This is a genomic window from Granulicatella sp. zg-84, assembly GCF_010892375.1.
Taxonomy (GTDB): domain Bacteria; phylum Bacillota; class Bacilli; order Lactobacillales; family Aerococcaceae; genus WM01.
In genome coordinates this window covers 20852-46339 of sequence record NZ_WNJX01000003.1, presented here as the reverse complement: position 1 = coordinate 46339, position 25488 = coordinate 20852, and the positions used below count along the sequence as shown (strand labels likewise).

The following is a 25488-nucleotide window of genomic DNA, read 5'->3' as shown; positions in this document are numbered from 1 at the left end:
GTCACCTCTTTATAAGTATAAAATATAGTTATATATGATAGACAAGTAAATAATGCTTTTAAAAAGACATTATTTACCTGTTTTACCTTCTTTACGACGTACAAATTCGTTAACGTAACGAATACCTTTACCTTTATATGGTTCTGGTGGACGTACGTCACGGATGTTAGCTGCTAAAGCGCCAACTTTCTCTTTACTAATACCACGTACGATAACTTTTGTATTTGAAGGTACTTCAACAGTAATACCATCTTCTGGAGTAAATTCAACTGGATGTGAGTAACCAACGTTTAATACAAGTTTTGTCCCTTGTAATTGAGCACGGTACCCAACCCCAATTAGTTCTAACTCTTTCGCAAAGCCTTCTGTTACACCAACAACCATGTTATTAAATACAGCACGTGTTGTTCCGTGTAATGAACGACTTTCTTTTTCATCATTAGGACGAGTGAATGTTACTTCTGCTTCACCTACATTGATTTCAATGATTGGTGAAAATGTACAAGTTAATTCACCTTTAGGCCCTTTTACTGTTACTTCTTGACCATTTTTAGTAACGGTTACGCCACTTGGAATCACAACTGGTTTATTACCAATACGACTCATGACTGCACCTCTCTTTCTTTAATTATTATGTACGAATTATCTTACCAAACGTATGCTAAGACTTCGCCACCTACATTTTTTTGTCTTGCAACTTTATCAGTGATAACACCTTCAGAAGTTGAAAGAATTGCAATACCTAAACCATTTAATACTTTAGGTACTTCATTTGTTTTAGCATAAACACGTAAACCTGGTTTTGAAATACGTTTTAAACCAGTAATAACGCGCTCGTTATTTTGACCATATTTTAAGAATACACGGATAACGCCTTGTTTGTCATCTTCAATAATTTCAAAATCTTTAATGAAACCTTCGTTTTTTAAGATTGTTGCGATATCTTTTTTCATTCTTGATGCAGGTGCTTCTAGTACCGCGTGACGAACCATGTTCGCATTACGAATACGTGTTAGAAAATCTGCAATCGGATCTGTCATAACCATTTAGTTTAACCTCCTTTTCGATAGATATGGGATTACCAACTAGCTTTCTTCACTCCAGGAATTTGCCCTTTATAAGCAAGTTCGCGGAAGCAAATACGGCAAAGTTTAAATTTGCGATAAACAGAGTGTGGACGTCCGCAACGTTCGCAACGAGTATATTCTTGAACTGCGAATTTTTTAGGACGTTTGTTTTTTGCAACCATTGATTTTTTAGCCACTTTATTCGCCTCCTTATATTATTTTTGGAATGGCATTCCTAATTGAGTTAATAATTCTCTTGATTCTTCATCCGTTTTAGCTGTTGTTACGATAACGATATCCATACCACGTACTTTATCAACTTTATCATAATCAACCTCTGGGAAGATTAATTGTTCTTTAACACCTAATGTGTAGTTTCCACGACCGTCAAATGATTTTTTACTTACACCGCGGAAGTCACGCACACGAGGTAATGAAACTGTTACTAATTTGTCTAAGAAATCATACATTCTTTCGCCACGTAAAGTCACTTTTGCTCCGATTGGCATTCCTTCACGTAAGCGGAATCCAGCGATAGATTTTTTAGCTTTTGTAATGACAGGTTTTTGTCCTGAAATCAATGTCAATTCATCAACAGCTTTTTCTAAGTTTTTAGCATTAGATACTGCATCACCAACACCCATGTTGATAACAATTTTCTCAACTTTTGGTGCTTGCATCACAGATGCATAATTGAATTTTTCTACTAATGAAGGGATAATTTCCTTCACATATTTTTCTTGTAAACGATTCATTAAAATAGCTCCTCCTTCCTCGGTTTATTATTTATCGATAGCTTCACCAGTTTTTTTAGAAACGCGTACTTTTTTACCGTCCACTACTTTATAGCCAACACGAGTTGGTTGGTTTGTAGCTGGATCGATTAACATAACGTTAGAAACATGGATTGGCGCTTCTTTCTCCACGATTCCGCCATTTGGATTTGCTTGTGTAGGTTTTTGATGTTTTTTAACAATATTTACACCTTCAACAAGAACGCGATCTTTTTTCGGAAAAGCTTTAGTTACTACGCCTTCTTTGCCTTTATCTTTACCAGTCAATACTTTAACTTTATCACCAGTTTTTACGTGCATGTAACTTTGCACCTCCTTCGTTCTTAACTCTTATTTTTGGATTTAATTAGATTACTTCTGGAGCTAGAGAAACAATTTTCATATAGTTGTTATCACGTAATTCACGAGCAACCGGTCCAAAAATACGAGTTCCACGAGGGCTTTTATCATCACGAATGATAACACACGCATTTTCATCAAATTTGATGTATGATCCGTCTTTACGACGTGCACCTGATTTTGTACGAACGATTACAGCTTTAACAACGTCTCCTTTTTTAACAACTCCACCTGGTGTTGCTTGTTTTACAGTTGCAACAATCACATCACCAATATTGGCTGTTTTACGATTTGATCCACCTAAAACTCTGATAGTTAACACTTCACGTGCACCTGAGTTATCAGCTACTTTCAAACGAGATTCTGTTTGAATCATCTCGGTATCCTCCTTCCGAACTTGTTCTTACATATCTAATTGGTTAAATAATAATGGATTCCTCAACAATTTCTAATAAACGAAAATGTTTGGTAGCAGAAAGTGGACGAGTTTCCATAATTTTTACGATGTCGCCCATTTTTGCTGAATTATTTTCATCATGAGCTTTGAATTTTTTAGAATATTTAACGCGTTTACCATAAGTTGGGTGTGTTTTGTAAGTTTCAACCACTACAGTGATTGTTTTGTCCATTTTATCTGAAACAACACGACCTTGATAAACTTTACGTTGGTTACGTTCTTCAGTCATCTTTAGTATGTCCTCCTTTGCTGATTAATTATTTTTGTAATTCTTGTTGACGCACAACTGTTTTGATACGCGCAATAGTTTTACGTACTTCTTTCAAGCGTGCTGTATTTTCTAACTGGCCAGTAGCTAGTTGGAATCGAAGATTGAATAATTCTTCTTTGAATTCTTTTTCTTTTGCAACTAATTCAGCAGTGGACAATCCATTTAATTCATTAATTTTCATTCGATTCACCACCCTGTTCTGTACGTTTTACAAATTTCGTTTTAACTGGTAATTTGTGAGAAGCTAAGCGGAATGCTTCACGTGCGATTTCTTCTGAAACGCCTGCAACTTCAAACATGATTTTACCACGTTTTACTGGTGCTACCCAGCCTTCAGGAGCCCCTTTACCAGAACCCATACGAACACCGATAGCTTTAGCTGTATATGATTTATGAGGGAAAATTTTAATCCATACTTTCCCACCACGTTTCATATAACGAGTCATTGCAATACGGGCAGCTTCAATTTGGCGGTTTGTAATCCAGTGTGATTCAGTCGCTTGTAAACCAAATTCACCAAAACTTACTTCTTTACCACCTTTAGCTTCGCCACGCATTTTTCCTCTGAATTCACGACGGAATTTAACACGTTTTGGTACTAACATGATTAATTTTCTCCTTTCTTCACATTTTTCTTAGTTGGTAATACTTCACCACGGTAAATCCAAACTTTAACACCTAATTTACCATAAGTTGTGTCTGCTTCTTCCCATGCATAATCAATGTCTGCACGTAAAGTATGCAATGGAACAGTTCCTTCTGAATAGCTTTCGCTACGCGCAATATCCGCACCATTTAAACGACCTGATACCATTGTTTTAATCCCTTGTGCTCCAGCTTTCATTGTACGTTGAATAGCTTGTTTTTGTGCACGACGGAATGCAACACGGTTTTCTAATTGACGAGCAATTCCTTCAGCAACTAATTTTGCATCTAAGTCAGGTTTTTTAATTTCAACAATGTTGATATTAACATGCTCTTTACCTGTTAATTGTTTTAATTCTTTACGTAGGTTTTCTACCTCTGAACCGCCTTTACCGATTACTAATCCTGGTTTAGCAGTGTGGATAGATACTGTTACGACGTTATTTGCTTTACGTTCTGTTTCAATTCTAGAAATCGCAGCATCTTTTAATTTTCCAAAAACATACTTACGAATTCTTAAATCTTCATGTAAGAACTCTGCGTAATCTTTTTCTGCGTACCATTTTGCATCCCAGTCACGAATGATACCGACACGCATACCTATTGGATGTACTTTTTGACCCACAGACTATCCCTCCTTCTTCTCAGTTACCACGATTGTAATGTGGCTTGTACGTTTCATAATTGGAGAAGCAGATCCTTTTGCACGTGGACGGAAACGTTTCATTGTTGGTCCTTCGTTAACAAAAGCTTCACTTACTACCAAGTTTTCAATATCTAAATCATAATTGTGTTCTGCGTTTGCAATTGCTGACATCAATACTTTTTCAACAATAGGAGATGCAGAACGTGGTGTGAATTTCAAAATTGAAATTGCTTCACCGATTTTTTTACCTCTAATAAGATCTACTACTAAACGAACCTTACGAGGCGCAATGCGAACAGTTTTTGCAACTGCTTTAGCAGATGTAATTTCTGACATACTATTTTACCTCCTTGATTAACGTTTTTTAGTTTTTTTGTCATCGGCAGCATGACCACGATACGTTCTTGTTGGTGCAAATTCACCTAATTTGTGTCCTACCATATCTTCTTGAACATAAACAGGAACATGTTTTCTTCCATCGTAAACCGCAATTGTTTGTCCAACAAAGTTAGGGAAGATTGTAGAACGGCGTGACCAAGTTTTTACAACTTGTTTTTTATCACTTGCTGCTGCAGCTTCAACTTTTTTCATTAAATGGGCATCGACGAATGGCCCTTTTTTAAGACTACGACCCACAGCGAAGCCTCCCTTCTGTTTTCATTTATTCTTGAGTTTTATTTCTTATTTTTTACGTCCGCGAACAATTAATTTATTGCTACGAGCTTTTTTCTTACGAGTTTTCAATCCAAGAGCTGGTTTACCCCATGGAGTCATTGGTGATTTACGTCCGATAGGAGCACGACCCTCACCACCACCGTGTGGGTGATCATTAGGGTTCATTACAGAACCACGTACTGTTGGGCGTTTGCCTAACCAACGTGAACGTCCTGCTTTACCAATGTTTACAAGTTCATGTTGTTCGTTACCTACTGTACCTACTGTTGCACGGCAAGTTGATAAAATCATACGTACTTCACCAGAGTTCAAACGTACTAATGTATATTTACCTTCTTGACCTAATACTTGAGCGCTAGTTCCAGCTGAACGAATTAATTGTCCACCTTTACCAGGTTTTGTTTCAATATTATGGATCACAGTACCTACTGGGATATGAGATAATGGTAATGCATTACCTACTTTAATATCTGCATTTACACCAGATTCTACTTTTTGACCTACTTCAATTCCTTTTGGAGCAATGATGTATGCTTTCACACCATCTGCGTATTGAATTAACGCAATGTTTGCTGAACGGTTTGGATCATACTCAACAGCTTTAACAGTTGCTGGCATGTTGTCTTTAACACGTTTGAAATCAATCACACGGTAAGCACGTTTGTGACCACCACCGTGGTGACGAACTGTAATTTTACCTTGGTTGTTACGTCCGGCAGTTTTTTTAATTGACTCTAACAATGATTTTTCAGGTGTTGATTTTGTGATTTCAGCAAAATCATAACCTGTCATGTTACGACGTCCGTTTGATGTCGGATTATATTTTTTCAACGCCACGTTATTTACCTCCTAAATTTTTCTTATATCTTGTGAATATTAGTCGTTACTTTCAAAAATTTCAATGTCTTTTGAAGATTCTGTTAATGTTACGATTGCTTTACGACGTTTTTTAGTGTATCCAGCATATTTACCTACGCGTTTGAATTTACCACGTACGTTCATAATGTTAACACTTTTCACTTCTACACCGAAGACTTCTTCGATTGCTTGTCTTACTAATGTTTTATTAGCACGTACATCTACTTCAAAAGTATATTTTTTCTCATCCATTGCTAGTACAGATGCTTCTGTAATAATTGGACGTTTGATTACATCACGAGCATTCATTATTTAAGAGCCTCCTCTACTGTTGAAAGAGCACTTTGAGTGAATAATACTTTTGTGTTTGAGAATACATCTAGTACACTTACGTTGTCTTCTGCTACAACTGTAACATTTGGTAAGTTACGAGCTGATAATGCCGCAAAGTCATTACCGTTTTCTACAACAACTAATACTTTTGATGTCACATCTAAGTTTTTCAATACTTGTGCAAATTCTTGTGTTTTTGGTGCACTAAAGTTTAATGCGTCTACTACTACTAAGTTACCTTCAGCCACTTTGGATGAAAGAACTGATTTGATAGCTAAACGACGAACTTTTTTGTTTAATTTATAGCTATATGAACGTGGTGTTGGACCAAAGACTGTTCCACCGCCTACCCATTGTGGTGAACGAGTTGAACCTTGTCTTGCACGACCAGTTCCTTTTTGACGCCATGGTTTACGACCACCGCCACGTACAGCACTACGGTTTTTTGTAGCGTGTGTACCTTGTCTTAATGAAGCACGTTGCATAATGATTGCATCGAACACAACATTCTCATTTGGTTCTACGCCGAATACTGCATCGTTTAATTCGATTTCGCCGACAGTTGAACCATCTTGTTTAAATAAAGTTACCTTTGCCATTTAATCGTTTCCTCCTTCCCAGCTTACTTATTTCCTGCTTTGCGAGCAGTACGAATTTCTACTAATGATTTTTTAGATCCAGGTACATTACCTTTGATTAAAATTACATTGTTTTCTAAATCAACTTTTACAACTTCTAAGTTTTGAATTGTGATACGATTTCCACCTGTTTGACCTGGTAAGTTTTTACCTTTAAATACGCGTGATGGGAAAGAAGCTCCACCCATTGACCCAGGACGACGGTGGTAACGAGAACCGTGAGCCATTGGTCCACGACTTTGTCCATGACGTTTGATAACACCTTGGAATCCTTTTCCTTTAGATGTTCCTGTTACATCAACAATGTCTCCTGCTTGGAAAACATCAACTTTTACTTCTTGTCCTAATTCATATTCTCCTAGCTCAACATTGTTAAATTCACGAATGAAGCGCTTAGGAGTAGCGTTTGCTTTAGCTACATGACCTTTTTCAGGTTTGTTTGTCAATACTTCACGTTTGTCTTGGTAACCTAATTGAACAGCTTCGTAACCATCGTTTTCGATTGTTTTTAATTGTAAAACGACGTTTGGAGTTGCTTCAACAACTGTTACTGGTACTAATTCACCACTTTCAGTGAAGAATTGAGTCATCCCTACTTTTCTTCCTAAGATTCCTTTGGCCATGGTACACCTCCTGATAATTTATTTTATAATTTAATTTCGATATCAACGCCACTTGGTAATTCAAGTTTTGTTAAGGCATCGATTGTTTTTTGCGTTGGGTTCACAATGTCAATTAAACGTTTGTGAGTACGCATTTCGAACTGTTCACGAGAATCTTTATATTTGTGAGTCGCACGAATCACTGTATATACTGTTCTTTCTGTTGGTAATGGGATAGGACCCGCTACACTAGCGCCAGTTCTTTTCGCTGTTTCTACGATTTTTTCCGCTGATTGATCTAAAGCACGATGTTCATAAGCTTTTAAACGGATACGAATTTTTTGTTTTGCCATTTTTTTACCTCCTTCGTCAAATGTTTGCATAAGACTAGCTCCACGAAAATTTCCGTCACACCTGACTAGGCAAAGCGTCCGGGTGTGTCGCAACCTCTCGCATCATCACTAACCCTCTTTTTTCAAGAGGGGGTCACTGTTTCTGGGCATGAATCGCCTATAAACACAATGACACTTCCAGTATTATACAAAAAAAAGCCGATTAAATCAAGCTTTTTTCGGAAATTTTTTTTACAATTTCATAACATTTTTTACATATTTTTGTGAAGCGTTACCATAAACATTATCGCCAAAATCAAAACTATTCCTTATAAACAAACATTACTTCAAAAATCAATTTCTATTCAAATAATTGATAATACTCAAAAAAGCTCGATATAACTCATTAAACCAATTTATATCAAGCCTTTTCGCAATTCTCTAAAAAACTACAGTGCAAACAGAATCCAACAGTTCCTTTTACATTTTAATAGTTACGAATTTTTTATCAACACTTACATTTTTTGATAAGCTGCACAAAAATTACTAATTGACATTTACTACTTTTCTAAAATTCCTTTTCTCTTTTTATGATTTTTACGTTCTTGAGTAAGTGCTTTTAACACTTTAGCCTTTCTTATCCGCTCTCGCATATTTATCGGTATAGTTTAAATCTATATCCCCTCCGATTATAAAACTTACGACATCAGATACATCAAACACATATTAAGAATACCTGCACCAAAAATAATAAGAAGGGTATTCACTTTTTTCATTCTGACAATAATAAAACATATTATCAATAGTAGAAATTGGTAGATCATACGTTCATTATTTGTCAACATCATTACTAAACTATATGCTACCGAAACAATCAGTGCTACAACAACCGGTCGAATTGCTTTCATGACTAATTGTACGCCATTTAAATTCTTATACTTGTAGTAAATCATTGAAAAGAGTAATACAATACATAACGATGGTAATACATTCCCAACCGTTGCAACAACTGCACCTATCGGTCCTCCTACTTTCATGCCAACAAAACTCGCTGAATTGATAGCTAAAGGCCCAGGCGTCATTTGAGAAATCGTTAATAAATCTGCATACGTATTTGTATCTAACCAACCTTTTTCTTGGACAATAATGCTTTGTATATATGGTAGAGAGGCGTAACCACCTCCGATACTCAACACCCCAATTTTCATGAATGTAACTAATAAATCAAGCAACATCTTTATGTACCCACTTTCTTTCAATGATAGCTAAAACAAGCCCAACAATCGTCATTATCATAATGACCATTAAAATATGAACATGGAAAATCATTGTAAGCAAAAGTGCACCAAAAAACACAATCCAACTTACTATACTTTTTTGTTTATGAATACCAACAAGTAAATCAACCACAACATCTAAGATCACAGCACATACTCCCACTTGCATACCTTGAAGTAAACTTGCTACAACTGGATTTGTTTTTACAACATCATACAATACATACATACCCATTAAAATAACCATTGGTGGTAAAGCAGTCGCTAACATTGTGACAACTGCCCCAATAACACCTGCCATTCGATACCCAATCGCAACCGAAGCATTAACAGCAATTGCTCCTGGTGCGGTCTGTGCCAAAGCAATCAAATCTAGCATTTCATCTTCATCAATCCACTCTAATTTATCGACGAATGTCGTTTTCATCAATGGTACAATGACATAACCTCCACCAAATGTAAAGGCACTTATCATAAACGTTCTTTTAAATAATTGCCAAAGCATCTTTTTTCCTTTCTTAACAGAAGTAGACACTCTATGATTAGAATGTCTACTTATTTTTAAAAATCAAATAATGATAATTGATTGGAATCTGGTAAATGTGTCAAAACACCATTATCGTTAAAATAATCCATAATCGTCTTACTTACTTTACCACGTTTTGCCAAATCTTCTTTCGATAAGAACGACGCTTCTTCTCGTGCTTGCATAATTTGCTGAGCAACGTTATCTCCCAAACTTGGTACAGCTCTAAACGGCGCTAATAAACTATTTCCTTCGATAATAAAATGACGTGCATGAGATTTTTCAATATCTACCATTTTAAATGTAAAGCCTCTTTCTAACATTTCATTAGCTAATTCTAAAACAGTCAACAAGTTTTTCTCTTTAACAGTAGCGTCTAATCCTTTATCATTGATTTCTTTCATACGTTTTTTAACCATTTCTTTTCCTTGCACCATACTCACCAAATCAAAATCATTAGCACGCACAGAAAAATAAGCACAATAGTACAATAACGGTTCATGCACCTTGTAATAAGCAACTCTTAAAGCCATTAACACATATGCAGCCGCATGGGCTTTTGGGAACATGTACTTAATTTTCAAGCACGATTGAATATACCATTCAGGAACATTATTTTCTCGCATAATCGCTTGCCATTCATCAGGTATCCCTTTTCCTTTACGCACGCTTTCCATAATTTTAAACGCAACACCATCTTCCAAGCCTGCATGAATTAAATAAACCATGATGTCATCACGACAACCGATAACTTTCGATAATGGGGCAACACCTTGTTTAATCAATTCCTCAGCATTCCCTAAATAAACATCTGTTCCATGTGATAGACCAGAAATTTGTAATAGCTCTGCAAAAGTTGTCGGTTTTGTCGCTTCTAACATACCTCGTACAAATTTTGTCCCAAATTCAGGAATCCCCAGTGTTCCCGTTTTACTATCAATTTGTTCAGGTGTCACACCTAGTACTTCTGTCCCTTGGAAAATTTTCATCACATCTTTATCCGTTGGTGGAATTGTTTTTGGGTCACGTCCAGATAAATCTTGTAACATACGAATGACTGTTGGATCATCGTGTCCAAGTATATCTAATTTTAACACATTATCATGAATGGAATGGAAATCAAAATGTGTTGTTTTCCATTCTGCATCTTGTGCATCTGCTGGATATTGTACAGGTGTAAAATCATAAACGTCCATATAATCTGGAATAACAATAATCCCACCTGGATGCTGACCAGTCGTTCTTTTCACACCAGTAGCCCCTAGGGATAAACGGTCTACTTCTGCAGCACGATAGTGTAAATTTTTATCTCGTTCATAGGCTCTTACGTAACCATATGCCGTTTTATCAGCAACCGTACCAATGGTCCCTGCACGATATACATAATCTTCACCGAACAATTCTTTTGTATAAGCGTGGGCACGTGCTTGATAATCTCCTGAGAAATTCAAATCTATATCAGGTACTTTATCCCCATAAAATCCTAAGAATGTTTCAAACGGAATATCTTGTCCATCTTTATCTAATATTGTTTGGCAATGCGGACAAGCTTTTTCAGGCAAATCGTATCCCGAACCATATTGCCCTTCATCAAAAAACTCAGAGTATTGACAATTTGGACAACGATAGTGCGGAGCAAGCGGATTAACTTCTGTAATACCTGTCATAGTCGCTACAAAACTGGAGCCAACAGAACCACGGGAACCAACTAAATAGCCGTCCGACACACTTTTATGTACTAATTTTTGTGAAATTAAATAAATAACAGAAAACCCATTTCCGATAATACTTTTCAATTCTTTCTCTAAACGTTTTTCAACAATTTCAGGTAAATTTTCTCCATATAAACGTCGAGCCTCTTTATAACTTAAATCCGTAATTTCTTGCTCGGCACCTTCAATTTTCGGTGTATACAAGTCTTTTTTCACAGGTGTAATTTTTTCAATACTATCTGCTATTTTTTGAGGATTTCTCCATACGATATTATCCACATCTTCTTTAGGTAAAAAGTCAAAACAACGAATCATATCGTCCGTTGTTCTAAAATGAACTTCTGGAAAATGGAGTTGTCGATTCACATTTGCTTTCATAGTTGAAATCAAAATTTCACGATAAATATGATCTTCTTTATTTAAGTAATGCACATTTCCTGTCGCTACAACAGGTTTGTTTAAATCTTTACCCATTTGGACGATTTGTGAAATGATATCCTCTAAGTCTTTTTCTGTATGAACTAGCTCTTCTGCAATTAGTGTTGAATAAACTTGTTTAGGCATCACTTCTAAGTAGTCATAAAATTTTGCTTTTTCAAGTGCTTCATCGTATCCTTTTTGCATAATTGCTTCAAAAACTTCTCCATTACTACATGCAGAACCAAGTAATAAATGCGTTCGGTGCTTTTGTAATAACGAACGTGGAATACGTGGTACACGATAGAAATAATGGACATTACTTTCTGAAACAAGTTTAAATAAATCTTTTAATCCGTCTTCATTTTTCGCCAATATTGTCACATGAAATGGGCGAGAGCGTTTATAGCCATCTTTTACACCTAAATCATTATTCAATTCATCGTGATAAGAGATACCGTGTTGTTCAAATGCTTCTTTTAAGAAAATAAAGCATAAATACCCTGTCGTTTCAGAGTCATATACCGCACGGTGATGCTGTTCTAAAGCCACACCATAACGTTTAGCTAATGTATTCAAGCGATGTGATTTTAATTCAGGATGCAATGCACGTGATAACTCTAGTGTATCAATAACTGGATTAGTAGCTTCATCAATCCCCACTTTTTTATACCCTGTATTCAAAAAGCCCATATCAAATGATGCGTTATGTGCCACTAAAATTGTTCCTTGAGAAAATGCTTTAAACTCTTGTAAAACCTCTTTTTCAGATCGCCCATCTTTTTGCACCATTTCATCGGTGATACCCGTTAGCGAAATCGTTGTCGCCGACAATGGATGTCCTGGATTGATAAACGCTTCGAAAGTATCAATAACATTTCCTTTATGCATCTTGACAGCAGCCAACTCAATAATTGTATCATAAACAGCTGATAGCCCCGTTGTTTCCACGTCAAAAACAACATACGTTGCATCTGAGAGATTTTCATGGGACGGGTTATACGCTACATCAACACCGTCATCGACCACATAAGCTTCAACACCGTATAGAATTTTCACATCATGCTTTTGTCCGGCAGCATACGCATCAGGGAATGCTTGAACCCCCGCATGATCTGTGACAGCTATGGCTTTATGTCCCCACTTGGCTGCTTGTGCAACATAATCACTAATATGGTTAGTTGCATCCATTTGGCTCATCGTCGTATGTAAATGCAATTCCACACGTTTTTTATCATCAAACGCTGTATCAATTCTCGGACGAATATCCACTAAGTTAATATCTCTTGGCACGACAACAATATCTCGCATAAACTGGTCTTCTTCGAGTGCTCCTCTTACTTTAATCCAGTTTCCTTTTTTCAAATACGTCGCAAACAATTTCGCATCTGTTTCATTCCGTGAAAATAATTTCAGTGCAAATGACCCTGTATAGTCTGTAAATTTGATCGTAAATACTTTTTTCCCATTACGTAATTCTTTTTCCTCACTGGCAAAAATATACCCTTGGAATATAAGATTCGGATGTTCTTCAGTCACATCCCCCATTTGCTGAACAATCTCATTTGGATTGATTCGTCTACCAAAAATCACATCATTTTCCAAAACAATCTCTTCCTCAATTTTTTTCTCTTGTTTTGGTTCTTGTTGTGCCATTTGAATTTGTGCTTGATGTGCTAATTGTTCTAATTCCTGTTGTTGCTTTTCAAGAAATTGTTCTCTTTTTTGCAAAGATGCTTCTTCATCCAAAATCACATCTAATTGAAAAGCAGGAAACCCTAAAGAAGCATATACTTGTTGAATGCCTTCTTTATAGCGAGTAGAAACTTGTTGCAACACCTGTTCACTATCTACTGTAATTCGTAATATATTATTTTCTAATAACGCAATATCTTGTTGGCTTAACAAACGATATAACCCATTTGAAATACCTTGTCTTTGTAACACATACGCCCAATATTGACGCACATTATCTTGTTCAAGCACAGCATGTTCTGCCTTTACATGAACAAATATCTCTGCAATACGTGAAAAAGTTTCTTTAATCGCATTTTCTAAAAAACGCAAATGAGAAAAATCAATCAAGTCATGCATACTTAAAACAAATGTCCATGTATGTTGCTCTTGATTGACAATTACTCGTTCTAAGACAATGCTCGTATGGTACGACATAAAGTCTGGATGTTCATGCAAATTGACTTGTTGTAATAAAACTAAAAACAAATTTTCTTGCGTCATATTGTTACCTCTCTTTTATCTTTCGTTCATATTATAGCATGAAATGAAAAGAAATTCTTTACAAGCAAAATACCGGTTAAACAATTTTGTCTAACCGGTAGTCAATAATAGATAGCGTTAGAAAAACTCTCTTGAACACTTTCTAAAAATTCTTCTTCCAAAGTATATACACTTTGCTTCATTAAAAAGCCATAACTTCAAAAAATAAGACATATTTAACATACGTGATGATAAACAAAATCGGATGATAGTGTATGACGAAAGCTACTATTCCAATTAGACATGCTTTCAACCGTAGACGCCTACTTCTTATTTTTTGTTTTATCGAAGTTATATAGATGCATCACATCTTCTGTATATTTTAAGTCAATTTGACTTTTTTGGTATAAAACCGATAAATCCAGGATTTTATCCTATATCCTAATAAGCTCTTGCAATCCAAACTGTATACTTAGCTGGTTTACCACTTACTAAGCATGTTGCTTTTTCAATCGGTGGGCAAAATGGAATATTACGTGTCGTAAATCCTGTTTCTTCTTTAATTTTTGCCTCGGTTTCTTCTGTACCGTCCCAACCAATCAATACCCAACCTGGCACTTCTTGATTAGCACGTTTTTCTTCAATATGTGCTTTCAATTCATCAAGGGTGTTAATATGTGTGTATTCATTTCCAGAACGCATACGTCTTGCACTTTCTAATAAACGTACTTGCATCTCATCTAATTGTGATACAACAAACTCAACTAAAGTGTCAAAGGATACAGCTACTTTTTCTTGTGCATCACGCATTTTTGTCATCACTTGCTGATTTTCTAAGTCACGTGGTCCACATTCAATACGCATTGGGACACCTTTTAATTCCCATTCATTAAATTTAAAACCTGGTGAATTATCTGTATCATCTAATGTTACACGTAACCCTTTAGATATAAGTGTCGCTTTAATCTCTTCTAATTTTTCTACAATTTCTGGATTTTTCTTCCATGGACCAACTGGGATTAAGACAACTTGTGTTGGTGCAATACGTGGTGGTAACACAAGACCTTGCTCATCTCCATGTGTCATAATCGTTGCTCCAATTAAACGTGTTGAAACACCCCATGATGTTGTATGCGCATAGACATGTTCATTATCACGATTTAAATATTTAATATCAAATGCTTCAGCAAATTTTGTTCCCATATAATGACTAGTTCCAGCTTGTACGGCTTTGCCATCTTTCATCATTGCTTCGATTGAATATGTCGACACAGCCCCTGCAAAACGTTCAGACGGTGTTTTTTCTCCGTCATAAACAGGAATAGCAAGCAAACCTTCAACGACCTGTTTATAAATAGTTAGCATTCTCATTGTACGCGTTCTTGCATCTTCTTCATTTTCATGAGCTGTATGCCCTTCTTGCCATAAAAACTCAGATGTTCTTAAAAATGGTAAAGTTTTCTTTTCCCAGCGGAATACATTTGCCCATTGGTTAATTTCAAGTGGTAAATCACGGTATGAGTTAATCCAATTACTAAATGCATGTCCTATCATCGTTTCAGATGTTGGACGTAATGCTAATTTTTCTTCTAATGGCTCCCCTGCCGCTTCTGTTACAAAAGGTAATTCTGGACTAAATCCTTCAATATGATCTTTTTCTTTAGCAAAAAAAGATTCTGGAATTAACATTGGGAAGTACGCATTACGAACACCCTCTGCTTTAAAATGTTTATCAAATTCTTTTTGAATATGTTCCCACAATTCGTAGCCGTCAGGTTTAAAAATCATACACCCTCTAACTGGTGAATAATCCATTAAATCTGCTTGTTGAATAGTTTGTAAATACCATTTTGAAAAGTCTTGTTTTTGTAAATTTTCCATACGCTCCTCCATATATTAAAAGTACCACGATATAACCGCCAAAAAGGACGACTATATCGTGGTACCACCTTCATTTATACTCTTGCATTGATAACGGAGTTTACTCCGATTTGTTTTCACAAATAAAAATCTATCAGTAGGTTCAAGTTATCAGCGGGTGTTTCTTTTCAGCTACCGAAACTCTCTAAAACCATGACAATCTTTACTAATCTGATTTTTATTTATAATAACGGAGTTTATCAAAAAAAGCAACTTATTTTTAGAAAAATCTGTGATAACCATTCCCAATAAATATCATTTTAACAAAAACATCGAATAAATATAAAGAAAGCAGATAAAATTAAAAATCTTTGATTTTATCTGCTTTAATATTATTTGTTTTTCTGATAATTATTCAACGTCCTCGTTAGACAACTCTTTCTCAGAAGGTTCTACTATCGACGTTTCCATTTCTTCATGAACTTCTTCAACTTCTTTAATTTCTTTAATTTCTTGTACCGCTTCCTCTACATCTGTTTGTTCAGATGTGCTTTTTTCTGTTGCGACAGTCTTTTCTTCATTCTCAACTTCAACTGATTTATAAACATAAACAACTTTTTCTTTTTCTGGTTCATTTGTACGACGGAAAAAGAAATTTAAAACCGGATTATCTATATCAATGACAAAACCATTCGTTGGGTACACAAGCCCTGCAAAATATAGACCTCCTAAAATAATCCAAGAAAAATAATACGCAAAAAGAAATACTACTAAAACAATTCCAAATAAAGCCGGAACGACATTTGCTAGAGCTGTTAAAATACTTAATATAATAGCAAATGGGAAAACAGATAGTACGTACAAATATATCGCTACTATTCCTCTATTCGTAAATCCTGAATCTCTTAAACGTCGCACTTGAATGGCAATAAATGGAATAAGTAAAAATAGTCCTACAAGTAAAATAAGTGAGAATAAAAATCTCAAAATACCAAAATCACTGTAATAGTAACCATAACGTCCAAAAGAATTTATTGCTTCCATCATAGATACAATCATTCCAAAAAATAGCACGAACAAAAAAACAGTTGAAATTAACGCTACCCACAAATACCCCGCACGTGTAGTGTAGCCGGTAAAATCAAAATATCCTTTAAAAAAATCATTGATTGCTTGTTTTGGTGGCACAATCTGACCACGTTGATCTATTTTAGCCATAATATTTCTCCTTATTTTTTATTCTTCTAATTGACTTAAAAGCGATTCACACAATAAACATACTTCATCTCTTTTTGCACCGTAAAAATTATGACAGACATGAACACCAGATTCATATAATCTTTCCAAGTTAATCATACTATACGTTTTTGAATTGACATCATTAGAGCGAGTTTGTGTGCTATCTAATGCATCAATTTTTTCTCTTAAATGTGCATTTTCTATCTTTAAACTACTATTCTCATCAATCAAAGTGTATATTGTTGCTTTCATTTGTCTAATGGTTTCTTCAATTGCGACACTTTGTTGTTCAATAAACGCTAACTGATCGTATAACGCTTGTGTGTTCATCTTATCATCCTTATCTTTATAATCTTACTATATCAATACTTAATGTTTCATAACATACTTGTGCCGATACATTGGCATACAATCTTTCTTTCGCTTTTGCAATAAACAAAAACATATCTTTTGTAGAAAATCCCTCTTGATGCCCCATAGATTTGTGTTTAAAATGCACGTTTGATACATCAAAAGCACTAAGCATAACATCACGCATATATAAACTGACAATATCTAATCCTACAAAAGCAAGTGCTTTATCTTGAATAAAGGGTGCTAATGTTGTCTGCACGTAGACAAAAGAGGTGACGTCGTTCTCATATAGTAGCTTTGCCCAATGTAGCATTGCTTGATGAAATTCAAAAAATGTATCTGACTCTGCCCACTCCAACGCTTGTTGACTATCTTGCGTGAGAAGACTAATCCATTTTGCCAAATGGCTTGGAACACTTCTATCTATCAAATCTTTTTCAATGATTGTTGAAGAAATGCTCACAAAAGGTATTAATTGACATCGAGATTGTATCGTTTGTAATACTTTGTCTTTATGCTCCGTTAACAACAAAAAATAAATGTCTTGTTCAGGTTCTTCTAAAAATTTCAATAAACTATTGGCGGCACTAATAGACATTGTATCTACATGATTTAAAATATACACTTTTCGTTTATTTTCCAAGCTACTATAATGTGTACTTTCTTTTAGTTGTCTAACTTGTTCAACCTTTATAGATGCTCCGTCGGGTTGAATAATATCAACATCGGGAAAATCGCCTAAATCAATTCGCTTGCAAACAGAGCATGTCACACACGCTCCCGTTTCACCTACTTGTTTGCAAAATAATAATTTGGCAAACCATTTCGCTACCTCTAACTTACCAACACCAGATTTTCCATAAAATAAGTAGGCGTGGGCTAATTTATCTTTATGGTAGGCTTGTAACAAACGTTGCCGAATATGAGGTTGTTTATCATATGCTATCATCATTAAAATTGATTAAACTGTTCAATTGGCAACACAAAGACAGTTGCTCCTCCAACAGCGACTTCTAAAGGATACGTTAGCAAACTTTCTAACCCTGCACCTAACATTGATTGTTGCATCACAATTTCTTCACGTTTTGAACAGTTTTCTTTAATCACATCAAGTGCTTCTTGTAAACGCTCATCTTCTACCCCAATTAAAAATGTTGTACTGCCATTTCTCAACAAACCTCCTGTTGATGCTAAACGTGTCGAACGTAAATTTGCCTCAATAAGAGATTGACTTAATACTAAACTATCTTTATCTTGTACAATCGCCACCACTAATTTCATCTTATTCTATACCTCTCTATCTTTATTTTGCTTCAAACAAATGTGGAAATCGCTGTTTAATAACACGATAACACGTTTCTAATACCTCTTGTGGAGACTGCATGCCGTCAACAACAACAATACGATTTGGATATTCCTTTACCAATTCTTCATATCCTTCATGAACACGTTGATGAAAAGCAATGCCTTCCATATCTAAACGATTGATTTCATCCATTCGGTGATGATGAATACGATTTAACCCTTCTTCTATCGGAACATCAATATATAATGTTAAATCAGGTTGATGTCCGTCTATTGCAAAGGCATTAATTTGCCAAACATCTTCAGCACCAATTTGACGCCCTCGTCCTTGATAAGCAATCGAACTATCTACAAAACGATCACAAATAATACATTTATTTTCTGCCAATGCCGGTAATAAATTATCTACCAAATGCTGTCGCCTTGCTGCTGCATATAATAAGGCCTCTGTTCTTGCGTCCATTTGAGTATAATCAGGATTTAAAATGACTTCCCTTATTTTTTCCGCAATCACATTACCTCCGGGTTCTCGTGTAGACAAAAGCGGAACATTTATCTCTTGTTTAAGTTTTGGTACTAATTTTTGAATAAGAGTTGTTTTCCCTGCACCGTCAGCTCCTTCAACGGTAATAAATACCCCAGACATACGCTCCCTCCTTACTATATGATATTTTTATTTTACCACACTTTTTTATAAATATGCTATGATAAACATATAAACATTCAAGGAGGCGTCGTGCATGGCTACATTATTTGATTACTTACACTGGAGAGGCGACTTAAGTTTTCGACAAAGCCGTTTTAATGTTGTTGATAGTATGATTTTAACGCGTTTTTCTTATTTACCATTTGATAATATCGTGAATGATTTTCCGCAAACAATCCAACAAATTGGTGAGCATTTTTTTGGTGTTAACCGCCAAAACGATCCAAATATCATTATGAGTAAGGACAATACCCTATTAGAAACACTTATGCATACAAAGCGCTTTTCAAAATTACTCGTGCAACATTACCAAAATACCGTGGACGTTGAACAGGAACAACAATTTTCAGCTATGATGTTTCAATTAGATTCTCGCACAACCTATGTCGTCTTTAGAGGAACAGATATGACACTCGTCGGCTGGAAAGAAGATTTCAACATGACATTTGAAAATGCTATTCCGTCCCAAATTGAAGCTGTATCCTATTTAACAAAGCATCAATCAGATATTAAAGAACGTCTTATTTTAGGCGGCCATTCAAAAGGTGGAAACTTGGCAATCTACGCAGGAGCATTTGCACCTCAAGATATTCAACAGAAAATTGTGTATATTCACAACTTTGACGGCCCAGGATTTAATGAGCAGATGTCAACAGATGAAGCGTTTGGACCAATTCAGAAAAAAATTAAAACATTTGTTCCAGAAACAGCAATCGTTGGCATGATGTTAAACCATAACACACCTTACGATATCGTTAAAAGTAGTGCCACAAACGTCCTCCAACACGACACATATAGTTGGGAAATCGAAAGAAATGATTTTATTTACTTAGAAAAAAGAGATGCAACGAGCAAACATATTCAACGCTCTGTATCTGCTCTACTTACCCGTCTATCCACAGAAGAACGAAAAACATTAGGAAATGCCATTTATCAAATGATGCTTTCCGCAAATATTACCGATGTACGTGACTTTTCAGTCAATACACCTCATAAATTGCTCAAAATGATGAAAGCTTATGGCGAATTAGACAAAGAAACAAGTAAACTAATTACCGAAACCATTCAATTATTTGTCAAATCTATCACAAAAGACGTTCTCAAGAAAAAAGAGTAAGATGATACTATCCTCCTAATCTAACGAAAAATAAAAGACAGGTCAAGCGACATCTGAAAGGTCGCTTGACCTGTCTTTTATGATTAACAACAATTATTCTTTAGATTGAAAAACAAGTTTTCCTTCTTGTAATATCGCAAGAACCGTTTTCCCTTTTATAATATGTCCTTTAATGACTTCTTTTGCAAGTGGTGTTTCCAACTCTTTTGTCATAAATCGTTTCAAAGGTCTTGCCCCATAAATTGGGTCATAGGCACTATCTGCAATCCAGTCGAGAACATCATCGTTTAATTCTAAGCGAATCTCTTGTGCTTGTAATCGAACACTTAAATCTTTTGCCAGTTTTTTAATAATATCTTTAACAACTGCTTTATTTAATGGGGTAAATAAAACTGTATCATCAATACGATTTAAAAATTCTGGTTTAAAATGTGCTTTTAACAAGCTCATCACATTTTCTTGTGCTTCTTGCGTGATTGTACCGTCATCTGTTACACCGTCTAATAAAACAGATGAACCGATATTACTCGTCATAATAAACACCGTGTTTTTGAAATCTACTGTTCTTCCTTTAGAGTCTGTTAAACGTCCGTCATCTAAAACTTGTAATAAAATATTAAACACATCTGGATGTGCTTTTTCAATTTCATCTAATAACACAATCGTATATGGACTACGACGAACCGCCTCTGTTAATTGACCACCTTCTTCATAACCGACATACCCCGGAGGCGCTCCAACTAAACGAGATACAGCAAATTTTTCCATATACTCACTCATATCAATACGAACCATGTGCGTGTCTGAATCAAACAACTGTTCTGCCAACGCTTTTGCCAATTCCGTTTTCCCGACACCAGTTGGGCCTAAGAATAAGAAACTACCAATAGGTTTATTAGGATCTTGTAGCCCTGCACGACTTCTCAGTACCGCATCTGCAACACGTTGTACAGCCTCATCTTGTCCAATGACACGTTCGTGTAATGTAGCGTCTAATTTTAATAATTTTTCACGTTCACCTTCTACTAAACGTGTGACAGGAATACCTGTTAAACGCCCAACAACTTCAGCAATTTGTTCTTCCGTCACTGACTCTTGTGTTAAACGTTCCTCTTGTAAAGCATCTTGTTTTTCTTCCAAAACTTTTAATTCATGCTCTAATGTTGGGATTTTACCATGTCTTAACATCGCTGCTGTTTCCAAATCATAGGCACTTTCGGCTGTGTCTAATTCATGACGTGCTTGTTCTAACTCTTGACGTTTCGCACTCAGTGCATTAACCTCTTCTTTTTCCGTTTCCCATTTCAACTTCAATGCATTCGTTTCTTCACGCAAATTTGCTAACTCTTCTTGCAAATCTAGTAAACGTTTTTTACTTGCATCATCATGCTCTTTCTTCAATGCAGCCTCTTCAATTTCTAGTTGCATCAATCGACGAATTGATTGATCTAGTTCTGTTGGCATTGAGTTTAATTCCACACGAATAGTTGCACATGCCTCGTCGACCAAATCAATGGCTTTATCTGGTAAGTATCTATCTGTAATGTAACGGTTTGATAATACTGCCGCCGCTACTAGAGCACTGTCGTGAATATTAACACTGTGATGAATTTCAAAACGCTCTTTTAAGCCACGTAAAATGCTAATCGCATCTTCTACCGTAGGTTCTGTTACTAATACTTTTTGGAAACGACGTTCTAACGCTTTATCTTTTTCGACATTTTCACGATACTCATCTAATGTGGTTGCCCCAATACAATGTAACTCTCCTCTAGCTAACATCGGCTTCAACAGATTTCCAGCATCCATGCTTCCTTCTGTTTTACCTGCACCGACAATCGTATGTATTTCATCAATGAATAAAATAATACGACCATCACTTTCTTTTACCTCTTTTAAAACAGCTTTTAAACGTTCCTCAAACTCTCCTCGATATTTTGCACCAGCAATAAGTGCTCCCATATCTAATGAAATAATCGTTTTATCCCTTAAATTTTCAGGAACATCACGTTTCACAATACGCTGAGCCAACCCCTCGACGATCGCTGTTTTCCCAACTCCAGGTTCCCCGATGAGTACTGGATTATTCTTTGTTTTACGTGATAAAATACGAATAACATCTCGAATTTCTTCATCACGACCAATCACTGGGTCTTGCTTCCCGCTTCTGACCGCTTCCGTTAAATCGACACCATATTTTTTCAATGCTTCATATTGCTCTTCTTGATTTTGTGACATCACACGTTGTCCTCCTCTCATATCATCAATTCTTTGTTTTAACATATCTTGTGTTATGTTTTGTTTGATTAAGTATTGGCACAATACTTGTTGTGGACATGCAAATAGTGCTAATAAAACAACTTCTGTAGAAATATATGCATCCTGAAATTGCTCACGAATAGCTTCTGCTTGTGCAAATAATTGAAATAGCTGCTGACTAATTGCTTGTCCGTATTGAATACTTTGCCCTTCAACAACGGATACTTTATCTAATTGTTCATCTACATACGTATTAAAAGTATCTACATTGACACCAATATCTTCATATAATTGTCTAGCAAAATGCCCATGCGTTAAAAATACTTTCCATAAATGAATAGTATCGATTTCTTGATGTTTACGTAACATAGCGATTTGTTGTGCTTGCCCAATCGCTTGTTGCATGGTTGTTGTCATTTTTTCTATATTCATAGACATCACCTCTTTATGCTTTAGCACTCTATACCTTACAGTGCTAATTATAATGCGAAGGTCAAATAAAGTCAAATATTTTTTTGATTGTTGTTTAAATTAAGCCTAAAGTCCAATTTGTTTTTTTGTGTTTATTCGATATAATTATGATTAAGAAAAAAAGGAGGTTATATGATGTTATCAGTTCTTAACGTTAGTAAATCTTACGGTTCACATTTTGCAAACAAAAACGTAACATTTACTTTAGAAGATAGACAAATTACCGTTTTACTAGGAGAAAACGGAGCAGGGAAATCAACAATCATTAAATGTATTACTGGATTTTTAAATTATACAGGCTATATTTCATTAAATGATGTGTCAATCAATGACTTAAATGTCAAACGGCAAATTGCATATATCCCAGAAGTGCCAGAACTTTATAATGAATTAACGGTGTATCAGCATTTTCAATTTATTGCAAATGCTTATCACGTAGAGGATTATGAAGAAAAGGCAATGACTTATTTAGATATGTTCCATTTAACACCTAAAAAAGATGAATTATGTGGTAGCCTATCTAAAGGAATGAAACAAAAAGTAAGTATTATTTGTGCTCTTATTTTAAATCCAAAAGTATTGATTTTAGACGAACCTTTAATCGGACTAGATCCAGACGCTATTAGAACACTAAAAGAAACATTAAGCACATTGAAACAAGAGTGTTGTATTTTAATCAGTACACACTTGTTAGACAGTGTTTCTAACTTATGGGATCAAGTATTGATTATGAAGCACGGAGAAATTGTATTCCACGCAACAAAAGATACATTTGATGATACAAACTCATTAGAAGATATTTACTTTGGCTATACAGAAAAAGTAGGTGAATCTGATGGCACTATATAAACAATATTTACTTTTCACCTTAAAAAACGCCCTTAGATTTCCAAGACAAGCTAGTAAAGTCATTCCTGGCGTTCTTCTGAGTCTACTTGGAATTGGCTACACCATTTACTTACTTGTAACAACACAACCTGCCTATGACACCTTAGGTGCTTTAAAAATAAGTTCCATTCCCGTTGTTGCAGTTATCTTAATATTTGGGCTTATTCTTTTAAGTATTTTTAACCAAAAAGCAATTGCTGGTTTCCGTTATGCAGATGCGAATTTTTTAATGCCCGCACCATTAACGCCATTTCAAACATTTATGTTTGTACAATTTAAGGCACTACTTCCAACTACAGGATTGATATTTTTCATTCTTCCTCTTCAAATGAGAGGTGCTATTGGATACTTGCCATTTTCAGTATTGCTTATTCCAATTATATTGGTACCTATTTGGTTTATATATCTGTCATCACTCGTACTTTACATCGTTCGATTAAGAAATCGTTTATTAGAAAAATTAATTGTTTGCATAATCCTTGTTGGATTTGTAGGAATACTTCTGCATACATTTTTTACATCCGCAGAAAGTGTTGCAACATCCCCATTCATTTATCTATACCCACTACTAGGTTGGGCAAGTGCTTTAATTTACGGTCTTGCATCACTTAATGTATTCTACATAATCATTGGATTTGTGCTTTTAACACTGAGTACTTTTTTACTTTATAAAGTAGGATTATCCATTGATGCATCTTATTACGAAACAGAATTAGCCTACATCAATAAAACAGAACAAACTATTGCTCGTGCTTCATCTGGCCAAAGCATGCAATTTAAAAATGTATTCAAACAATCGAAAAAAACATTCACAAGAAAAAGAGAAAAAGCCTTACTCGATAAAGCATGGATTACAGCCGGTAGATTATGGTTTGTCAACATTCCAAAATTTATTGCTATTGGTATTTTAATTGTCGGGAATATACTCTTACCTTCTTTAGAAATTTCTAAAGAAAATCTTATTGGCCTTGCATCTGTATTCATCTTATATTCTCGTTTCTTTTTCCAAACAGTCAAAGATGAAACCATTATTAACGACACGTATTTACATTTATTACCGGTTAAAACCGTGTATAAAGTAACCTATCCCTTAATCGTTAAACTAGTACTTGAAGCGATTTATTGTATGGTCTTTACCCTTGTTTTTATGAATATATCTCACGATATGTTTTTATCTTTATATATGGGTATCTTAGTATTTGGATTGAAAAGCATCGATATTTTCCGTGTTTATAATATACAAGCTATTCTATTCCATAAATATTTTGGAAACTTTTTACAACAAATTATTCACATGATTCTAACAATAGTAACTCAATTACCATTTGCTCTACTTCTATTTGGGTTGAACACAACACCATTGATAAGCACCATGGTATTAACATACGCTTTCGTTATTCTCTCTATTTATATGAGCATCGTTGTGTATCAACATTTTGAAAAAGGTAAATCTGAATAGTAAACTGTGTTGGTGGATTACCCC

The 25488-nt window shown here is 35.3% G+C and carries 30 protein-coding genes; 3 read left to right on the top strand and 27 right to left on the bottom strand.

What is annotated here, in order from left to right; all coding sequences use genetic code 11:
* Positions 1–69: 69 nt before the first annotated feature.
* The 26 genes from rplF to tmk form a co-directional block, all read right to left on the bottom strand.
* Positions 70–606: a 50S ribosomal protein L6 gene (gene rplF / locus GMA06_RS01315; RefSeq protein ID WP_163561440.1), complete on the bottom strand. Its 537-nt coding sequence runs from the start codon at positions 604–606 to the stop codon at positions 70–72.
* Positions 607–647: 41 nt separating this feature from the next.
* A complete protein-coding gene (rpsH, locus tag GMA06_RS01310; RefSeq protein ID WP_163545349.1) occupies positions 648–1046 on the bottom strand; it encodes a 30S ribosomal protein S8 in 399 nt (132 codons plus the stop codon).
* 32 nt (positions 1047–1078) lie between these two features.
* Positions 1079–1264 carry a type Z 30S ribosomal protein S14 gene (locus tag GMA06_RS01305; protein WP_163545350.1) on the bottom strand — a complete coding sequence of 62 codons (186 nt, stop codon included), beginning with the start codon at positions 1262–1264 and terminating at the stop codon, positions 1079–1081.
* An 18-nt stretch (positions 1265–1282) separates the two neighbouring features.
* Positions 1283–1822 (bottom strand): 50S ribosomal protein L5, encoded by a 540-nt coding sequence (gene rplE, locus GMA06_RS01300; RefSeq protein WP_163545351.1) that lies wholly within the window; start codon positions 1820–1822, stop codon positions 1283–1285.
* A gap of 27 nt (positions 1823–1849) precedes the next feature.
* Complete coding sequence (rplX, locus tag GMA06_RS01295; RefSeq protein ID WP_163545352.1) at positions 1850–2161, bottom strand: 50S ribosomal protein L24; 312 nt, start codon at positions 2159–2161, stop codon at positions 1850–1852.
* Positions 2162–2207: 46 nt separating this feature from the next.
* Entirely contained in the window at positions 2208–2576 is a 369-nt protein-coding gene (gene rplN, locus GMA06_RS01290) for a 50S ribosomal protein L14 (RefSeq protein WP_135125299.1), read from the bottom strand.
* 43 nt (positions 2577–2619) lie between these two features.
* Positions 2620–2886, bottom strand: coding sequence for a 30S ribosomal protein S17 (gene rpsQ / locus GMA06_RS01285; protein WP_163545353.1), 267 nt, complete (start codon positions 2884–2886; stop codon positions 2620–2622).
* Between the two features lie 28 nt (positions 2887–2914).
* The gene (gene rpmC / locus GMA06_RS01280) at positions 2915–3109 is read right to left on the bottom strand and encodes a 50S ribosomal protein L29 (protein ID WP_163545354.1); all 195 of its coding nucleotides are present in this window, start codon (positions 3107–3109) and stop codon (positions 2915–2917) included.
* Positions 3099–3533, bottom strand: a complete 435-nt coding sequence (gene rplP, locus GMA06_RS01275) for a 50S ribosomal protein L16 (RefSeq protein WP_163545355.1) — start codon at positions 3531–3533, stop codon at positions 3099–3101. The genes rpmC and rplP overlap by 11 nt, the downstream gene beginning before the upstream one ends.
* Before the next feature lie 2 nt (positions 3534–3535).
* Complete coding sequence (rpsC, locus tag GMA06_RS01270) at positions 3536–4198, bottom strand: 30S ribosomal protein S3 (protein WP_163545356.1); 663 nt, start codon at positions 4196–4198, stop codon at positions 3536–3538.
* Positions 4199–4201: 3 nt separating this feature from the next.
* A complete protein-coding gene (gene rplV, locus GMA06_RS01265; protein ID WP_163545357.1) occupies positions 4202–4555 on the bottom strand; it encodes a 50S ribosomal protein L22 in 354 nt (117 codons plus the stop codon).
* A gap of 18 nt (positions 4556–4573) precedes the next feature.
* Positions 4574–4855, bottom strand: coding sequence for a 30S ribosomal protein S19 (gene rpsS / locus GMA06_RS01260; RefSeq protein WP_163545358.1), 282 nt, complete (start codon positions 4853–4855; stop codon positions 4574–4576).
* Between the two features lie 45 nt (positions 4856–4900).
* Positions 4901–5731: a 50S ribosomal protein L2 gene (rplB, locus tag GMA06_RS01255; RefSeq protein WP_163545359.1), complete on the bottom strand. Its 831-nt coding sequence runs from the start codon at positions 5729–5731 to the stop codon at positions 4901–4903.
* A 39-nt stretch (positions 5732–5770) separates the two neighbouring features.
* Positions 5771–6061, bottom strand: a complete 291-nt coding sequence (gene rplW, locus GMA06_RS01250; protein WP_163545360.1) for a 50S ribosomal protein L23 — start codon at positions 6059–6061, stop codon at positions 5771–5773.
* Positions 6061–6684: a 50S ribosomal protein L4 gene (gene rplD, locus GMA06_RS01245; RefSeq protein ID WP_163561439.1), complete on the bottom strand. Its 624-nt coding sequence runs from the start codon at positions 6682–6684 to the stop codon at positions 6061–6063. The genes rplW and rplD overlap by 1 nt, the downstream gene beginning before the upstream one ends.
* Positions 6685–6707: 23 nt before the next feature.
* The gene (gene rplC, locus GMA06_RS01240; RefSeq protein WP_163545362.1) at positions 6708–7346 is read right to left on the bottom strand and encodes a 50S ribosomal protein L3; all 639 of its coding nucleotides are present in this window, start codon (positions 7344–7346) and stop codon (positions 6708–6710) included.
* 23 nt (positions 7347–7369) lie between these two features.
* Entirely contained in the window at positions 7370–7678 is a 309-nt protein-coding gene (rpsJ, locus tag GMA06_RS01235; RefSeq protein WP_163545363.1) for a 30S ribosomal protein S10, read from the bottom strand.
* Between the two features lie 677 nt (positions 7679–8355).
* On the bottom strand, positions 8356–8865 hold the full coding sequence (locus GMA06_RS01230; protein WP_240328819.1) for a chromate transporter: 510 nt from the start codon (positions 8863–8865) through the stop codon (positions 8356–8358).
* Positions 8866–8881: 16 nt separating this feature from the next.
* Complete coding sequence (locus tag GMA06_RS01225; RefSeq protein WP_163545365.1) at positions 8882–9439, bottom strand: chromate transporter; 558 nt, start codon at positions 9437–9439, stop codon at positions 8882–8884.
* A gap of 56 nt (positions 9440–9495) precedes the next feature.
* Positions 9496–13827, bottom strand: coding sequence for a PolC-type DNA polymerase III (locus GMA06_RS01220; RefSeq protein ID WP_163561437.1), 4332 nt, complete (start codon positions 13825–13827; stop codon positions 9496–9498).
* Positions 13828–14247: 420 nt separating this feature from the next.
* Complete coding sequence (gene proS / locus GMA06_RS01215; RefSeq protein WP_205426143.1) at positions 14248–15687, bottom strand: proline--tRNA ligase; 1440 nt, start codon at positions 15685–15687, stop codon at positions 14248–14250.
* A gap of 390 nt (positions 15688–16077) precedes the next feature.
* A complete protein-coding gene (locus GMA06_RS01210; protein ID WP_163561435.1) occupies positions 16078–16884 on the bottom strand; it encodes a DUF805 domain-containing protein in 807 nt (268 codons plus the stop codon).
* A gap of 18 nt (positions 16885–16902) precedes the next feature.
* The gene (locus tag GMA06_RS01205) at positions 16903–17235 is read right to left on the bottom strand and encodes an initiation control protein YabA (protein ID WP_163545369.1); all 333 of its coding nucleotides are present in this window, start codon (positions 17233–17235) and stop codon (positions 16903–16905) included.
* 16 nt (positions 17236–17251) lie between these two features.
* A complete protein-coding gene (gene holB / locus GMA06_RS01200) occupies positions 17252–18211 on the bottom strand; it encodes a DNA polymerase III subunit delta' (RefSeq protein WP_163561434.1) in 960 nt (319 codons plus the stop codon).
* A complete protein-coding gene (locus GMA06_RS01195; protein WP_163545371.1) occupies positions 18211–18540 on the bottom strand; it encodes a cyclic-di-AMP receptor in 330 nt (109 codons plus the stop codon). The genes holB and GMA06_RS01195 overlap by 1 nt, the downstream gene beginning before the upstream one ends.
* Before the next feature lie 22 nt (positions 18541–18562).
* Entirely contained in the window at positions 18563–19210 is a 648-nt protein-coding gene (gene tmk, locus GMA06_RS01190) for a dTMP kinase (protein WP_163561433.1), read from the bottom strand.
* 94 nt (positions 19211–19304) lie between these two features.
* On the opposite strand from tmk, the gene GMA06_RS01185 reads away from it, so the two are divergent.
* Positions 19305–20387, top strand: a complete 1083-nt coding sequence (locus tag GMA06_RS01185) for an Mbeg1-like protein (protein WP_163561432.1) — start codon at positions 19305–19307, stop codon at positions 20385–20387.
* A gap of 93 nt (positions 20388–20480) precedes the next feature.
* Here GMA06_RS01185 and clpB read toward each other — a convergent pair whose 3' ends face one another.
* A complete protein-coding gene (gene clpB / locus GMA06_RS01180) occupies positions 20481–23078 on the bottom strand; it encodes an ATP-dependent chaperone ClpB (protein WP_163561431.1) in 2598 nt (865 codons plus the stop codon).
* Positions 23079–23249: 171 nt separating this feature from the next.
* Between clpB and GMA06_RS01175 the strand changes: the two genes are divergently transcribed.
* Positions 23250–23966, top strand: a complete 717-nt coding sequence (locus GMA06_RS01175) for an ABC transporter ATP-binding protein (RefSeq protein WP_205422842.1) — start codon at positions 23250–23252, stop codon at positions 23964–23966.
* A complete protein-coding gene (locus GMA06_RS01170) occupies positions 23953–25464 on the top strand; it encodes a putative ABC exporter domain-containing protein (protein ID WP_163561430.1) in 1512 nt (503 codons plus the stop codon). The genes GMA06_RS01175 and GMA06_RS01170 overlap by 14 nt, the downstream gene beginning before the upstream one ends.
* Positions 25465–25488 lie beyond the last annotated feature (24 nt).